Origin of the sequence: Myroides gitamensis (genome assembly GCF_029894455.1) — a bacterium.
In the GTDB taxonomy this organism is placed as follows: domain Bacteria; phylum Bacteroidota; class Bacteroidia; order Flavobacteriales; family Flavobacteriaceae; genus Flavobacterium; species Flavobacterium odoratum.
This window is the reverse complement of record NZ_JARYHN010000001.1, coordinates 1,185,795-1,202,654: the sequence shown is the minus strand read 5'-3', so window position 1 is coordinate 1,202,654 and position 16,860 is coordinate 1,185,795. Positions and strand designations below refer to the sequence as shown.

Here is a 16,860-nt window from a genome sequence, read left to right as displayed (position 1 = left end):
TCCATCTTTGTGTTGTAGTAATTAAACTACAAAATAAAACACAAAACATATGGACAAGAAAGATGAAAAAAACAAAGCCTTAGCTAGTAGTTCACAAAATGAAATCAAGAATCATCGTGAAGCGGCTGGTCATTTAGAATCAGCTGTAAAATATCATTTAGATGCTGCTAAACATTATGAGGATGGATTGGTTGAAAAAGCTGTAGAATGTAATACTAAGGCACAAGCCTGTACCGAAAAAGCAATCAGTGAAACTGGCAAAAAGATGCGTACTAGACTTTAATTAGAAGTAAACAGAATATCAAATTTTAATACTATTAATTCTTAACCGAAATAAATAAAACTTAATTAATAATTTGTTACTTCTTTAAAAACCACTTGATATTTGTTGTCGTCAGGTGGTTTTTTTTATTATTAATAAAAATTAAATTCCAGCAAATATTATTGCTATGCCAAGGTTATAAATTCTCGGACAATCAAGAAGTTTTAATTTATAAAAGATAATAGAGATGAATGCATTAGTAGAAAATATGGATTTTAGTATTTATATTGAAGAATTTAAGAAGCGATTGAAATATCTGTTTCGAGAAAAATATAATTATAATGCTTTGGGACTTACCCGTGATTTTCCTGCTGAATTAGTGGATGAAATTATGGATCAAACCCCCTTGTCTGTAGCTATCCCTCAGAGGTATGGAGGCAGGGGAATGAAAGTAAAAGAATGCTTGCAAATTCTCTCAGCAGCCTCTTATGAATCTTTACCTCTTTCATTGATTTTTGGGATTAATATCGCTCTTTTTTTGGAACCTTTGGCTAAATATGGACAAGCTGCTGTTCAGCAAAGGGTTTTTAAAGAGTTTATAGAAAACAAAGCGATGGGTGGATTAATGATTACTGAAAAAGCTCACGGGAGTGACGCTTTGAATATGAAAACAGCTTTTGAGCAAAAGCAAAATATGTATCATATTAAAGGACAAAAACACTGGCAAGGATTAAGTGGTACAGCTGATTTTTGGATTGTAACGGCCAGAGAGACTAGACCAAATGGAGAATTAGCAAGAGATATTGATTTTTTTGTTTGTGAAAATAATAAAGAACATCAATATATTCCTATGACTCATCGATATAATAACTTGGGTTTGTATGCTATTGCTTATGGTATTAATGAAATTGATATAATTGTTCCTAAGGAGCAAAAATTACTCAATGAAACCACAGGAATTAAATTAATGCTTGATACGCTTCATCGCAGCAGGCTTCAATTCCCTGGTATGGGATTAGGTTTTATTAAAAGGCTTTTAGATGAGTCCTTAACACATTGCCAAGAAAGACAAGTAGGAGGTACGCCTTTGTTGACAATTGATTCAGTCAAAAATCAAATTGCAAAGATACAGGCCGCTTACACTTTGTGTTCTGGTATGTGTTTTTTTAGCGTTGATATAAGCGGAATTGACAAAAACTTGGCCTTAATGAGTATTGAGGCTAATGTACTGAAAGCTTTAGTTACAGATTTAATGCAAGAATCAGCCCAAATTAGTTTACAATTAGCTGGGGCTAATGGATATCGATTAGACCATATTGCTGGAAGATCCTTGGTTGATTGTAGACCTTTTCAAATTTTTGAAGGATCAAACGAAATGTTGTATACCCAAATTGCGGAGGGGATACTAAAATTGATGAGAAAAGCAAAAAAAACGAATCTATATGGTTTTTTAAAAGAGTATGAGCGCACGAGTTTGAGTGCTGAATATTTTGTGTCTCAATTAGATTTAAGTATTGATAGTACGTTAAAACAACGCAATTTAATACTTATAGGTAAAATGATAGCTCGAGTTATAAGCTTTCAATTCGTCTTGCAACTGGATGGTTTTAATACGCAACTTATAGAAATCACACGTCAAAGTCTTCTTTCAGATTTGGCTGCTTTTTATGGTCAATTTAATATACAAAATGATGTAAATCCCATTTTAGATTACGAGATGAATTCAGATTGGACTACGTTTTAACAAAAATGAGAACTCAAGCTTATATATTGAATAATTTACCACAAAATACGATAGAATAATTTAATATCGTTTGTAAGATTCAAATCTGAAGTATGATGAATTAAGTTTATTTGAGATTTTGTATAGATTTAATTGCTTTAGAGAAGTCAATTTACCTTATCAATATAATAGATTCACGCCTAGAAAAAGTAGCAGGGAAGATGTGTGAATTATGTAATCTCTTATGTTTTTTATATAATACTTTGTCAATTAATAAAAACAACCTTTGTAAGGTAGTAATGTGGTGTTAGTTATGCCCCCATAAAAACCAATTAAAAATCATCACCAAACTACTTACGTTTAATTTAGAATCGGCATTAAATACCATCTAAATACTGGTAAGTGTTATAAATATTGATTGGTTGAAAAGCTGTATAAAGTAACACAAAGATACAAGTCTGTACAAAAAGTCTGTACAAAGAAAGCAATTAGTAATAGACTTTAAACAAAATAAAAAAAAGACAGATTATAATATTATTAATTCATTTACCAAAATAAAAAAACTTTATTAATAATTTGTTGCTTCTTTCTAAAACCACTTGATATTTATTGTCAGGTGGTTTTTGAATTAAGTTTACATTTGTTGTTTCTCTTGATATGCTTGACAAAGAAGTGAAAGGCTATTGAATTTTTTTAGAAAATATCCAATTTAATTCCATCATAACTAGCATATACCATTGTTGGATGTGATTCTTGATGATATATATTGCCCTTATAATCGATTGCTATAGCTCCCGCCAATCCTTGTATTTGTTTCAGATCTTGAAAACTTTTTTCAAATGCCTCAGCTAAGGTCATGCCATCACTCACTCGTGTTGCAATTTTGGCTGCCATAGCAAGACTTACAATATCCTCGCCAATACCAGTTAAACTTACTCCACAATAGGTATTAGCATAATTTCCTGCCACTGTTGCAGAATCAGAGATTCTTCCAGGTATTTCAAATCCTTTACCTCCAGTAGAAGTGGCTGTTGCAATTTTACCAGAATTGTCTATACAAACGCATCCTACAGTACTTGTTTTTAATGTGTTTTTATCTTTGTTTTGCTTTTTTTTATCATATTCGTCTTTGCGTTGTTTAATTTGAGGATTAAAAAAGATGAAATGATGCGCTCTTGCAAATTCAATAGCTCCAATTCCACCAAGTATTTTATCTTCATAAGACATTAATTTTTCTGCTACTAAAATTGGATTTTTTACATTCTCAATATTAATCACACCGGCCATTCTTAAAGTACTTCCATCCATTAATGCAGCACTCATTCTTATAATCCCATCAGATTGTATCTGAGAACCTGTCCCAGCATTAAAAAGAGGATCATTTTCTAAAAGACTAACAACATAGGCAACTGTCTGAATAGAAGTATTCATTTTTAAGTATTGAAAACCTTGAAGAATAATACGTTTTAACGCCTCTTGTTTTTTATTTCTTGTTTTGTCATTGGTATGGGATTCTGAGAGAAAACCACCATGTATAATTAATTTCATACTACTTATATTTATTAGTTATTATACTGAGAATCCTTTATAATTATTTTGTTTTCTTTAAAGAAAAAAATATCATTTTGAGTCATAACATGGGTAATTAAGTGACTAATAGAAATAGGTTTCCCAATGTCTATTTGAGTTAGATTGGTATCTGTAATTTGTCGTCCGTCTACAAGTATAATACTACCTGAACCAATTGCAATCATGGTGTCATTGTTATCAGTAATTATTAATCCGGTATCCTCGCCTAGACCTATACCTATTTTCATGGGATTTCCAACAACAACTTGAAATAATCGGCCAATTCTACCTCGTTGTATAAAATGAGTATCAACAATGATGGAATCAATCAGGCTTAAACCACTATTTATTTCTACCAAACCTTTTAATAAAGCATCGGAGCTGTTACCTTGATAAATCATACTAGATGATACTGCTGCAGCACCCGCAGAGGTACCTGCATATAAAAACTCTTCATGATGATATTTATCCAATAACATTTGTTGAAACGGAGTTCCTCCTATCACAGAAGTTAAACGCAATTGATCTCCTCCAGTAAATAGCACAGTATTTGCTTGGGTGAGCCGCTGTAAATTATCAGGATCATTAGCTTCTAATCTACTATTGATTGGCAAGTGTCCAACGTTTGTGGCTCCGAGAAGTTTAAAAGCATGTATATATGTTTGACTTACCTCTTCTGGCATTTTAGAGGCAGTGGTTATAATTTCAATTCGGGATTCTTCCTTGTTTTTCGACTCGTCTATTATGTTCTTTAGAATACCACAATTGTAAAAGTAATTACTGTTTATTTGTTTTATTTCTGTTTCACTGGCGATAGAATTTCCTACATCTATTCCTCCACCAACGATAATTAATTTTCCTTTAATACTCATGTTTAAAATTATTGATTTTGTAATTTAATTAAATTAAATCATTAAATCATTAAATAATTGTCTTAATTTATTGGTAATATTTTTAATTAAAATAGTTGTAGTCCTTATTTAATAGTATCTTGATAAATATAAAAGTAAGGTATATGATTATAGAAAAAATATCAATTTTACGAGGTCCTAATATTTGGAGTAATACAAGAGTGAAGCTCATTCAAATGCGATTAAATATAGAAGAGCTAGAACAAAGACCCACAGATGTAATTGATGGGTTTTTACAACGAATAAAAGTATTATTACCATCATTATACAGTCATCGATGTTCTGAAGGAAGTCCTGGAGGTTTTTTCAGTAGAGTAAGCACTGGCACTTGGATGGGACATGTGGTGGAGCATATATCTATTGAAATCCAATCTTTAGCTGGTATGCAATCGGGATTCGGAAGAACCAGAGAAACAAAAGTTTCAGGGACCTATCATGTTGTGTTTGATTATGAGGAAGAAAATGCAGGTGTATTTGCTGCAAAATCAGCAGTAGAAATTGCCCAAGCACTAGTTGATGGAGTTGCTTATGACTTGGACTCGACAATTCAAAAGTTAAAGCAAATTTATCGACGTTTTATTTTAGGACCTTCTACACTTAGTATTGTAAAGGAAGCAAAAAATAGAAAAATTCCATGGATACCATTGGACAATCAATCTTTTATTCAGTTAGGTTATGGAGTTAATCAAATGCGCATTCAAGCAACCATCACATGTGAAACTAGTCATATCGCTGTAGATTTAGCATGTGATAAAGAGAAGACAAAAATGATACTCAAACAATGCTCCATACCTGTTGCAGAAGGTGGTGTTTGTATAAACCAAGATCAACTTAAACAACTCATTGATAAAGTAGGATATCCTATAGTGATAAAGCCATTAGATGGAAATCAGGGAAAAGGTGTGTCTATTAAAGTTCTCGACTTTGAAACAGCTAAACAAGCTTTAATACATGCACAAAAATATAGTGAAAGAGTCATCGTTGAAAAATTTATTAGGGGCTATGATTTTAGAGTTTTGGTCATCAATAATAAAGTCGTAGCGGCTTCAAAAAGGGTTGCTGCTCATATTATTGGCGATGGAGTTCGAACAATAAGAGAATTAATTGAATTAACAAATAAAGATCCTTTACGCGGAAATGGTCATGAGAATGTTTTAACTAAGATAGAAATCGATCGAGATACCCTGAGTCTTTTGTCTAAAAGAGAGCTTCAACTGGATTCTATTGTCGAAGATAATATGATTGTTAATTTAAAATCTACTGCTAATTTAAGCACAGGAGGAACGGCAATTGATGTAACGGATCAAATCCATCCAGAAAACATTTTATTAGCAGAAAGGATTGCAAGAGTTATCGGATTGGATATTTGTGGAATTGATATCATGGCTGTTAACCTTACGACTGCTTTAAAAGAAAATGAGGGTGTGGTGTTAGAAGTAAATGCAGCACCAGGATTTAGAATGCATTTAGCGCCTAGCGAAGGGATTTCGCGTAATGTAGCTGTACCTGTTTTGGATATGTTATATCCTCCAGGAAAAGAATCTAGAATTCCTATACTAGCAATAACAGGAACAAATGGTAAAACAACAACAACTCGTTTACTGGCTCATATTGCAAAAAATCATGGCTTTAAAGTAGGTTTTACAACATCTGATGGCATATATATCGATCATCAACTAATGGAAAAAGGAGATACCACAGGTCCTGTTAGTGCTCATTATGTGCTGCGAGATCCAAGTGTTGAAATCGCTATATTAGAGACAGCTAGAGGAGGTATTTTGCGCGCAGGATTAGGATTCACTAGTTGTGATATTGCTATTATTACCAATATTAAGGAAGATCACTTAGATTTAGATGATATTCATACGTTGGCTGATTTGGCAAAAGTCAAAGCTGTTGTAGTTGAGAGTGTAAAAACAGATGGCTGGGCTATTTTAAATGCAGATGATCCCTATTGTATGAAGATTTCACAAAAACTAGACTGTCAAGTTGCATATTTTTCGTTAGATGTAAATAGCTCTATTGTAGAAGCATGCTTGAAAAGAGGTGAAATAGTAGCTGTTTATGAAAATGGATATATAACCATTAAAAAAGAGCATTGGAACATTAGAATTGAAAAAGTTATTAATGTTCCTCTTACTATGCAGGGAAAAGCAAAATTTATGGTGCAAAATGTATTGGCAGCTACTCTGGCCAGTTATCTGTATGGATTTGAACCAGCAAACATCAGAATGTCCTTGCAAAGTTTTATTCCTAGTCCCACTCAAACTCCAGGGAGAATGAATGTTTTTGAATTTAAAAAATTTAAAATCATGATTGATTTCGCCCATAATCCAGCAGGATATTTAGCCATTGAAGACTATTTAACGTTTATTGAAGCCTCTAGGAAAATTGGTATAATAGCAGCAGTAGGAGATCGACGAGATCAGGATATTATTAAATGTGGTAAAATCGCTGCACGAATGTTTGATCATATTATTATTCGACAAGAAAACCATCTACGAGGAAGGACTGAAGAAGAAATAATACAATTGATATTAATAGGAATAACTAGTATTAATAAACAGGTTACTTATGAAATAATCCCAAAAGAAGCTGAAGCCCTTAAACATGTTTTATCTATTGCTAAAGAAGGAAATTATATAGTTGCCTTAAGTGATGTAGTATCCAATGCCATCAATCTTATTGAGTCCTATCTTGAAAATGATAAATAGAATACTTTTTAACTGATTTTGATAGTAAGATAATACTCTAACTTTATCAAGAATTGTGTTAAATAAAAGTTTCTAAGAACAAGAAAAATAAATTTTATACTATCAGTACAGGATTATTTATAATCGAATCGTTAGTTTAATTGGTATATTTTCTCTGAAGAGTGGTTTAATTTATCTAGAATATAGAGATAGATATTTAACAGTAAACCTAATTTATTATTCTTATAATATAGTGAAGGTTAAAAACAAGTCAAACTTATGCGTAAACAATTTGTCGTTTTTTCAACATTACTTTTGATTGTAATGCTTCTACTTACTCTCTTTTTAAATAAGAATTGGGGCATCTTTTTTGTAGTTATTCTCATCTTTGTGATTATGGGATATCAGGATATGTATCAAAAGAAACATACACTGAGGCGTATTTATCCAATCTTTGGTCGACTTCGCTATGTGATGGAAGAACTTCGACCAAAAATGTATCAATATTTTATTGAATCCGATACCGACGGTAAACCAATTAGTCGTATCGACCGTGCAACCATCTATCAACGTGCTAAAAAAGAATTGGAAACAATTCCATTTGGAACGCAATTAGACGTTTATGCAGAGGGTTACGAATGGATGTGTCACTCAATTGCTCCAAAAGCCTTTGATAAACTAGATCACAATCCGCGTGTACTATTTGGTAATAAAGACTGTAAACAACCGTATTCAGCCAGTATCCTCAATATTTCAGCCATGAGTTTTGGTTCACTAAGCGCTCAAGCTATAGAAGCCATGAGTGGTGGTGCAAAATTAGGAGGGTTTGCGCATAATACAGGTGAAGGAGGAATAAGTCCGTATCATTTAAAAGGTGGAGGGGACTTAATTTGGCAAATTGGTACGGGATACTTTGGATGTAGAGATGAGCATGGAAAATTTGATCCTACCTTATTTGCGGAAAAAGCGAAATTACCGAATGTAAAAATGATCGAGTTAAAAATCTCACAAGGAGCTAAACCAGGGCATGGGGGAATACTTCCTGCGTCTAAAAATACAGTGGAAATTGCGGAAATCAGACACGTAAAACCGCATACGGTTGTGGCTTCACCGCCTTATCACTCGGCTTTTAATTCACCATTAGAATTAGTTTCGTTTATTAAGGAATTGCGAACTCTATCAGAGGGGAAACCGATTGGGTTTAAACTGTGTATCGGACACAAAGCAGAGTTTATTTCTATTTGTAAGGCGATGGTTCATTTAGATACGTATCCGGATTTTATCTCTGTAGATGGTGGCGAAGGTGGTACGGGGGCTGCACCGCAAGAGTTCTCGAATTATGTAGGAGCCCCTATGTTGGATGGACTGGCTTTTGTACATAATATTTTAATGGGAATGGGAATTCGCAAGCACATTAAGATCATTGCTTCTGGAAAAGTAACTTCGTCGTTTCATATTGCTCGTGCTATGGCTTTAGGTGCAGATACGTGTAATGCCGCTCGTGCCATGATGATTGCCATAGGTTGTATCCAAGCACTTTTGTGTAATACCAACCGTTGTCCTACTGGAATTGCTACGCAAGACCCTAAACTAACCATAGGTTTAGACGTTGCAGACAAAAAAGTACGTATGGCCAATTACCATAAAGGAACAGTAGAGAGCTTCGTTGAGTTATTAGGAGCTTCTGGACTAGATGACATGAAAAACATCACGCGTACCCATATTTACAGACGTGTTTCATTGAATGAGATGTTGACGTATGAAGAAATTTTTCCTTCTTTAAAAGTGGGATTTTTACTCGAAGGGAATATTCCCGATCGCTATAAACAAGATTTTGAATATGCAAATATGAACCGATGGTGGATTTTCAAATGAAAAACAAACCTAAATTGAGCTGTTTTTCTATAAAATTAATAGAAGAATTTTTATATATGGAAATTCAACATGTTAGATTATAGCCAGTCAAAAACCTCTAAGGTTAACATGATTTGGTTGTATTGTTTAAAAAAATCCTATACTAATGTTTTCTTCATCATTATATCGCTTTGCTTATCATCTGCTGGTAGAAAAATATGTTTATCAAATGCTATAAATCTATTTTTTTTTGATAGAAACGAATAGCTTTTGGGTTTTCTTCCCAAACACCTAACCACAAATAGTTGACTTTTTTAATATATGCTACTTGTAAAGCTTTTTCATATAATATTTGCCCAACCTTTTGCCCATGATATTCTTGTAAAACATAGATCCTTTCTATTTCTATGCTGTTGGAATCTTTTATTTCTGTTTGAGAAACTCCATAGTTTAATTTAAGATAGCCAATTATTTGATGTGATAAAATTGCAAAATAAAAGTCAGAATAAATATCAGTTAATTCTTTAGTTAGTGTCTTAATTGAAAAACTATCCTCAAGATATTTGGTCATGTTTTCCTGACTGTTTGTTTCTGAAAAGGTTTCAAAAAAAGTTTGCCTACTGATTGTTTGTAACTCTTGAATATCGTTTAGAGTTACTTTCTTAATTACTATGTTTTTATTTTTTTTTGTTTTCAAGGATTTAATGTCAATGTCAAGGAAAGCTATTATCTAAGCAAATTTAAATGTTTATAGCGTATAAAAATTAACCAATATAAATAAAGTAGATAGTCCAATAAGAATAATTTGTAATCTACTTTAGCTATAATTGCAATAAAAATCTTGTAAAAGTTAAATGTAAGGGATAATTCATGTAAATACGTGTTTTTTATTAACTAACAAAATTAATTTTCTATTTTTGAAATTGTAAACTATTTATAACATTAAAACAAGAAGAAATATTTTTATGAACCAGTTAAATCAGACCCCTATTGAGAGGATGGTATCCCCCATACAACGATTTATTAAACAAGAGAAGTCAGGTGGTATAGTATTAGGGATAAGTGTAATTATTGCACTTGTATTAGCTAATTCCTCGTTAAAAGAGCATTATCATCATATCTTGGAATATAAGTTTGGTTTTCAATGGGCAGGAAATAGTTTTTTTGAATATAGTTTACACCATTGGATTAATGATGGATTGATGGCTATTTTCTTCTTTGTTGTTGGGCTAGAACTGAAAAGAGAAATTGTAGCAGGCGAGTTATCTAATCCTAGAAAAGCAATGTTACCTATTGGAGCGGCATTAGGAGGTATGGTTGTTCCTGCTGTTATTTACTTTGCCTTAAATCCAAGTGGAGAGATGTCTAATGGTTGGGGAATTCCTATGGCGACCGATATCGCATTTGCTTTGGGGGTTCTTTATTTATTAGGAAGTAGAATCCCTTTAACATTAAAAGTGTTTCTAACGGCATTAGCTATTGTTGATGATTTAGGAGCTGTACTTGTTATAGCTTTCTTTTATACTTCAGAGATTTCGACTTTGCATTTATTAGTTGGGGCTTCTATATTAGTTATTATGTATTTGGGTAATAGAATAGGAGTTAGAAATATACTTTTTTATGCTATTTTAGGAATTGGAGGGGTATGGACAGCGTTTTTATTATCTGGCGTTCACGCCACTATTGCTGCAGTTTTAGCAGCGTTTACAATTCCTGCCAATGTTAGAATTAGTGAAAAAGTATTTAGTGAAAAAATACAAGTACTTTTAGATAAGTTCAAAGCAATAGATCCCGATAATACTAAATCTACTTTAACTAATGAACAATTACATATTTTAGAGCAGATAGAAAACAGTAGTGCCTGTGCAACACCGCCTTTACAGCGTTTAGAGCACATGATGCATCCGATGGTTACTTTTCTAATTATTCCTATTTTCGCTTTAGCCAATGCTGGTGTATCTTTAGCTATTGATTTTGATCATTTGTTTAGTACAAATGTAGCTCTAGGTGTAGCACTTGGTTTATTGGTTGGAAAGGTAATAGGAGTAGTAGGTTTTACAGTTGTTTTGGTAAAATTAAAAGTAGCTCCTTTCCCTGAGGGGATGAATATTAAAAATCTTTTTGGACTGAGCCTTCTTGCAGCTATTGGTTTTACCATGTCTTTATTCGTAACTTCATTAGCTTTTACAAGTGAGGAATATATGACTCAAGCTAAGATAGGAATCTTTGTCGCTTCTATAATTGGGGGAGTGATTGGATATTATGTTTTGAGTAGAGAAAAAAAATAACAATAAAAATAAGAGCAGATGACAAATAAGTTTTTTGATTACATTAATCTGCATAAAGGAGAAGAGAAAGGGGAAAAAGTTCTAGAAAACATTAGAGCTAATATTGCCTTTAAGGGAGCTAATCTATGGATTTTAGCGTGTGCCATTATCATTGCATCTGTTGGGTTAAATGTAAATTCAACAGCAGTAATTATAGGTGCCATGTTAATTTCTCCATTGATGGGACCAATTGTAGGTGCAGGCTTTGCATTAGGAACTTATAATTTTTTATTGCTAAAAATCGCAATAAAAAACTTAATCATTGCTACTATTGTTAGTTTATTAGTTTCTGCTATTTATTTCTACGTTAGTCCTTTTAAGGATGTTCAATCTGAGTTATTAGCTCGTACTTCCCCAACAATTTATGATGTTTTGATTGCTTTTTTTGGAGGTCTTGTTGGAGTTATCTCTATTACTAGGGTTGAAAAAGGAAATCCTATACCAGGAGTTGCTATTGCTACTGCATTAATGCCCCCTTTATGTACAGCAGGATATGGGTTAGCTACATTTAATATAAGTTACTTTTTGGGAGCTTTTTACCTGTATACTATTAACTGTTTTTTTATTTGTATTGCTACTTTTTTTGTTATTAAGTACTTGAAATATCCAACATCATCTACTTTAGATACCCAGAAAGAAAGACGTATAAGATATGGTATTAGTATGTTGATTGTTGTGATGATTGTACCTAGTTTCTACTTGGCTTATACGTTATTTGAAGAAAAGAAATTCACAAAAACTGTCGAGGAGTTCATTGATTCTGAGTTTAATGATAGAGGGTATACTGTGATTTATAAAAAGATTAATTATAATACTAAGCCCAAAAAAGTAGAACTTGCTTTTTTGGATAAGAAATTAACTGAAGAAAATATTTTACTCTACAACAGGTTATTAAAGGAAAGAGGTCTAGACAATGTAGAGCTGACATTTAAACAAGATGAAAAGGATATTAAATCAGAAATTTTAAATGAACTCAGTAAGCAAGATCGATCATATGCAGAGAAAGATATTATAATCAATGACTTAAAAAAAGAACTGTCTAAGTATAAAGTGGATGAACCTAATTTGATAAATGAAATTAATGTACTTTTTCCTAATATAGAAGAAGTATCCATTGGGAAAGTAGAGCGATATATAAAAACTGATAGTATTACAATGAATTGGTTTTTTCTTTTTAATCAAAAAGAAAAAACAAAGGCAGTAGATGGTAAGCTACTTAATAATTGGTTAAAGACTCGATTAAAGGCAGATACCATTTTACTTGTTCAAGGAAATAATCCTATACAGGAGAAAGGGAATAACCAGATAAAGTAAAAATAGTTATCTTCATTAAGGTCTGTTAGGAGGTAAAGACAAAAAGTAGATATAATATTTTTGGTAATAAGCGGAGTTTACGTTACTTTATAGACGAAGTTTAAATTGTAACTAAATAGAAAAAAGAGAAAGCCCTAGGACTTTCTCTTTTTAAAGACAACTAGTAAATAAGGAGAACTAGTTTTAGAATTATAAATCTAATGATTTTTTAATTGTTATAAATTTATTTTTTAATATTATTACAAGTAAAGAATGTAACTTTATAAGTTTTTTAAAAGAAGAATTATTGAAGTAAAAAATCAAAGATATATCACTAAGTAGGTAAAAAAGCACTACAAGAGAAATCTTATTCAGATTTTTTTAAGTATTTTTTTTTTAGAACTAGAATAGTTTGCTAATTATTTAGCATTTGTCTCTTGAATTTAGTAAAATAATCACCATTTACTGATAATATTAACGCTGATCTAGGTGAATTAGTCAGTAAGGATAACGTTTTGGTTTGTAGAATAGTATGTCTCTGATATTTCTCCCTATACAAATAAGTTAGCTACTATTTTTGCAGAAAATGAAAATAAAGCTTTAGAGTGGAACTATGTGGATGAGCTAAATCAAGCGCATACAACTATATTTAGAGCAACTAAAAACTAAGCCCTAATTTGGATATTAAATAATTAAAATAGCAGTAGTTTAGCATCTTATAATAAGATATGGATATAGATATTAAGAAAAAGACATTTTTGAATTTTGTTGGACTTTTAAGAAGTTTTTTAATCAAGTGTTTTATTGGAATTGTTTTATGTAGTAGCATAGCGTTTTTATATACTAACTTTATTTTTGAGCAAATATTATTTGCTCCTAAGAACCCTAATTTTCCTATTTATATTTGGCATCGTTCTTTGATAGATTTTTTTAATTTGAGTTCATCATTGTATATGGAAGGGATTGATTTTGATATTCAAAATCGAAAAATGGATGGTCAGTTAAAGATTATGATTTGGACTAGTTTTACCTTTGGACTAATAACTTCATTTCCTTGGATTTTGTATCAAATTTGGAAACTTGTACAACCTAAATTATATAATAGTAAGACAAGATATAGTATTGTATTTGTAACAATCACAAGTCTTTTATTTTTTATAGGTGTCTTGTTTGGATATTTTATTATAGTTCCGTTATCTATTCATTTTTTTATGAATATAGAGATTAGTAGTATTGTTGCTAATCAAATCGATCTTACTTCATATATTTCTCTTGTTAGAACCACTATACTAGCATCAGGTATTGTGTTTGTTTTGCCAGTTGTCATTCTAGTATTATACAAGATGGGAATTTTATCAACAGATACACTCAAAGGGTATCGCAGATATGCTTATGTTTTGATTTTAGTTGCATCAGCAATTATTACCCCTCCAGATGTATTGAGTCAAGTTATTTTGGTTATACCATTAGTTTTATTGTATGAAGTGAGTATTTTCTTTTCAAAGTTTATGAAGTCTAATCACATTACAGAATAATATATTATCGTATTTGCTATAAAAATTAATTAAACTTGCATAGTTTAAATATACATCGTAATATTACGATGTATATTTAAGTATAAAACAATGGGAGTAACAAAATCAGAATTATTTAGTGATAAAAAGAATAGATTATCGCTTATGTTTAAGGTTTTAGGGCATCCAGCAAGACTTGCCATTCTTCAGTATATTATCAATCAAGATGCTTGCATTTGTAATGATTTGGTAGAAGAACTTGGATTGGCTCAAGCGACTATTTCACAGCACTTAAAAGAGCTTAAGAATAGTGGACTTATAAAAGGAACAATTGATGGTAAATCCGTTTGTTATTGTATTGACGATGTAGTTTGGAATGAATTCTTCAGGGAGTTTGAATTCTTCTTTGCTCAAAAAATACAATCAAAGGATTGCTGTTAATATTCTTATTCAACATCATCGTAATATTGCGATATTAAAATAATTTAAAACAGATAAAATATGAAATTATCAGAAGTAAAAGTAGTGTTAGAAAAATTAGATCGAGTAGATTTTCAATTTGAAGATGGGACGTTTGTAGCAGAACACTTCCATGTAACAGAAGTAGGTCAAGTGACAAAGAAATTTATCGACTGCGGAGGAACAATAAGAGAAGAGGTTAAAGTAAGCTTTCAATTGTGGAATGCAGATGATTATGAACACCGTTTAAAAGCTGGTAAATTGCTTAATATTATTCGATTATCAGAAACAAAATTAGGTATTGTTGATGCGGATATTGAAGTAGAAGTTCAAGGTAAAGAAACAATAGGAAAGTATTTCTTAGAATTTAATGGAACTCACTTTCTATTAAAAAATACATTGACTGCTTGTTTAGCTGAAGATGCTTGTGGAATTACACCAAGTAATCAGGTAAATCAAACTAGTTGTTTCGATTTTAACGCTGGATGTTGTTAATCTTAAAAAAGGTAAAAGATGTATAAAACATTATCAACTACAATTAGCATTATGCTTGAATCAAGAGTGATAACTGATCATAGAAAAGAAGTTTTAGCTCCTTTACTGGCATACATTCAAGCTAAGGTTGATTCAAAATCTCCAATTCGAATCAATTTTATTTGTACGCATAATTCAAGAAGAAGTCATTTGGCTCAGATTTGGATGCAAGTAGCAGCAACTTATTATGGTATTTCAGATGTTATTTGTTATTCAGGAGGGACTGAACAAACAGCTATGTATCCAATAGTTGCTACAGTTTTAGAAGAACAGGGATTTAACGTATTTAAAATTTCGGAAGGAGAGAATCCTATTTATGCGATAAAGTATGGTGATAATGAAATTCCTATTATTGGTTTTTCTAAGAAGTACGATGCAGTTTTTAATCCAAGTAGTGATTTTGCAGCTGTTATGACTTGTTCACAAGCTGATGGGGGCTGTCCCTTTATAGCGGGTGCTGAACGAAGAATCCCGATTACATTTGAGGACCCTAAAATGTTTGATGAAACAGAAAACCAGCAAGAAGGATATTTTAATCGAAGCCTTGAAATTGCAAGTGAAATGTTTTACATCGTATCACAAATTAAAAAGTAAGTTATGCAAGTTAGAATGAAATTTTTAGATCGATACTTAACCCTTTGGATTTTCTTGGCTATGGGAATTGGTGTTCTCTTAGGAAATGTATTTCCAAGTGTTTCTAATGTGATGGATAAACTGTCTATTGGAACGACCAATATTCCGTTGGCTATAGGACTTATCATCATGATGTATCCTCCACTGGCTAAGGTTGATTATAATCTATTACCATTGGCTTTTAGGGATACAAAAGTCTTAAGCTTATCTCTTTTCTTAAACTGCATTGTAGGACCTGTTTTAATGTTTGTTCTGGCTATTATTTTCATGCGTGATGAGCCTGATTATATGGTAGGGTTAATTTTAATTGGTTTAGCCAGATGTATTGCAATGGTGATTGTATGGAATGATTTAGCAAAAGGTAATAGAGAATATGCAGCCTTACTGATTGCATTAAATAGTGTTTTTCAAGTGCTGTTTTATAGCTTCTTTGTTTGGCTTTTTATCAACGTATTACCTTCTTATTTTGGATTTGCTGATTATGCTATTTCAATTAAGATGAGCGATGTTGTACAAAGTGTGCTTATTTATTTAGGGATTCCATTTTTAGCAGGTTTTTTAAGTCATAAGTACTTAATTAAAATCAAAGGACAAGATTGGTTTAAGCGCAAGTTTATCCCTTTTATTTCACCCTTTACTTTATATGCTTTACTGTTTACCATTGTGCTTATGTTTAGCTTAAAAGGAGAGCAGATTGTTCAATTACCGATGCAGGTAGTTCAGGTTGCTATCCCACTAGTTATTTATTTTGTCTTGATGTTCTTTGTCAGCTTCTTCGTAAATAAATCAATGCATGTGGATTATGATAAAAATGCGGCTATTTCTTTTACAGCAGCAGGTAACAATTTTGAACTAGCTATTGCTGTTGCCATTGCCGTATTTGGAATTCACTCGCCTCAAGCTTTTGTGGGGGTTATCGGACCTTTAGTTGAAGTTCCTGTGTTGATTCTTCTGGTACGAGTGAGTTTGTGGATGAAAAAGAAATATTATGCAAAGTGATAAAATATAGTTGTTTTTAAATCGTTTCTATTAAATTAATCACTAGAATAAATCAATTCATCATTTATTTTTTTATTTTTGAGATAAAC

General features: G+C 31.9%; 13 protein-coding genes and 1 pseudogene. 11 read left to right on the top strand and 3 right to left on the bottom strand.

All coding sequences use genetic code 11. The annotated features are described in order from the left end of the window. The first annotated feature begins 49 nt into the window (after positions 1–49). Positions 50–283, top strand: coding sequence for a hypothetical protein (locus tag M2306_RS05135; RefSeq protein ID WP_002992090.1), 234 nt, complete (start codon positions 50–52; stop codon positions 281–283). Between the two features lie 226 nt (positions 284–509). Next, positions 510–2,006 (top strand): acyl-CoA dehydrogenase family protein, encoded by a 1,497-nt coding sequence (locus M2306_RS05130; RefSeq protein WP_259188714.1) that lies wholly within the window; start codon positions 510–512, stop codon positions 2,004–2,006. Between the two features lie 672 nt (positions 2,007–2,678). Here M2306_RS05130 and M2306_RS05125 read toward each other — a convergent pair. Next, positions 2,679–3,533: an isoaspartyl peptidase/L-asparaginase gene (locus tag M2306_RS05125; protein ID WP_259188715.1), complete on the bottom strand. Its 855-nt coding sequence runs from the start codon at positions 3,531–3,533 to the stop codon at positions 2,679–2,681. 14 nt (positions 3,534–3,547) lie between these two features. Further along, positions 3,548–4,426, bottom strand: coding sequence for a cyanophycinase (locus tag M2306_RS05120; RefSeq protein WP_060875538.1), 879 nt, complete (start codon positions 4,424–4,426; stop codon positions 3,548–3,550). Positions 4,427–4,569: 143 nt separating this feature from the next. Between M2306_RS05120 and cphA the strand changes: the two genes are divergently transcribed. After that, complete coding sequence (gene cphA / locus M2306_RS05115; protein WP_259188717.1) at positions 4,570–7,179, top strand: cyanophycin synthetase; 2,610 nt, start codon at positions 4,570–4,572, stop codon at positions 7,177–7,179. A gap of 258 nt (positions 7,180–7,437) precedes the next feature. Then, positions 7,438–9,033 (top strand): FMN-binding glutamate synthase family protein, encoded by a 1,596-nt coding sequence (locus M2306_RS05110; protein WP_259188718.1) that lies wholly within the window; start codon positions 7,438–7,440, stop codon positions 9,031–9,033. Positions 9,034–9,170: 137 nt separating this feature from the next. Here M2306_RS05110 and M2306_RS05105 read toward each other — a convergent pair. Continuing rightward, positions 9,171–9,685 (bottom strand): annotated as a pseudogene (locus tag M2306_RS05105) (GNAT family N-acetyltransferase). Between the two features lie 292 nt (positions 9,686–9,977). Here M2306_RS05105 and nhaA point away from each other — a divergent pair. The 7 genes from nhaA (at position 9,978) to arsB (ending at position 16,771) form a co-directional block, all read left to right on the top strand. Further along, positions 9,978–11,300: a Na+/H+ antiporter NhaA gene (gene nhaA, locus M2306_RS05100; RefSeq protein WP_259188719.1), complete on the top strand. Its 1,323-nt coding sequence runs from the start codon at positions 9,978–9,980 to the stop codon at positions 11,298–11,300. 18 nt (positions 11,301–11,318) lie between these two features. Then, on the top strand, positions 11,319–12,653 hold the full coding sequence (locus M2306_RS05095; RefSeq protein WP_002992104.1) for a DUF389 domain-containing protein: 1,335 nt from the start codon (positions 11,319–11,321) through the stop codon (positions 12,651–12,653). A gap of 707 nt (positions 12,654–13,360) precedes the next feature. Then, a complete protein-coding gene (gene tatC / locus M2306_RS05090) occupies positions 13,361–14,167 on the top strand; it encodes a twin-arginine translocase subunit TatC (protein ID WP_060875535.1) in 807 nt (268 codons plus the stop codon). Positions 14,168–14,257: 90 nt separating this feature from the next. Next, positions 14,258–14,587: an ArsR/SmtB family transcription factor gene (locus tag M2306_RS05085; RefSeq protein WP_259188722.1), complete on the top strand. Its 330-nt coding sequence runs from the start codon at positions 14,258–14,260 to the stop codon at positions 14,585–14,587. 60 nt (positions 14,588–14,647) lie between these two features. Continuing rightward, positions 14,648–15,100, top strand: a complete 453-nt coding sequence (locus tag M2306_RS05080) for a DUF6428 family protein (protein WP_259188723.1) — start codon at positions 14,648–14,650, stop codon at positions 15,098–15,100. Between the two features lie 18 nt (positions 15,101–15,118). Then, positions 15,119–15,733 carry an arsenate-mycothiol transferase ArsC gene (locus M2306_RS05075; protein WP_259188725.1) on the top strand — a complete coding sequence of 205 codons (615 nt, stop codon included), beginning with the start codon at positions 15,119–15,121 and terminating at the stop codon, positions 15,731–15,733. 3 nt (positions 15,734–15,736) lie between these two features. Then, positions 15,737–16,771, top strand: coding sequence for an ACR3 family arsenite efflux transporter (gene arsB / locus M2306_RS05070; protein ID WP_259188730.1), 1,035 nt, complete (start codon positions 15,737–15,739; stop codon positions 16,769–16,771). Positions 16,772–16,860 lie beyond the last annotated feature (89 nt).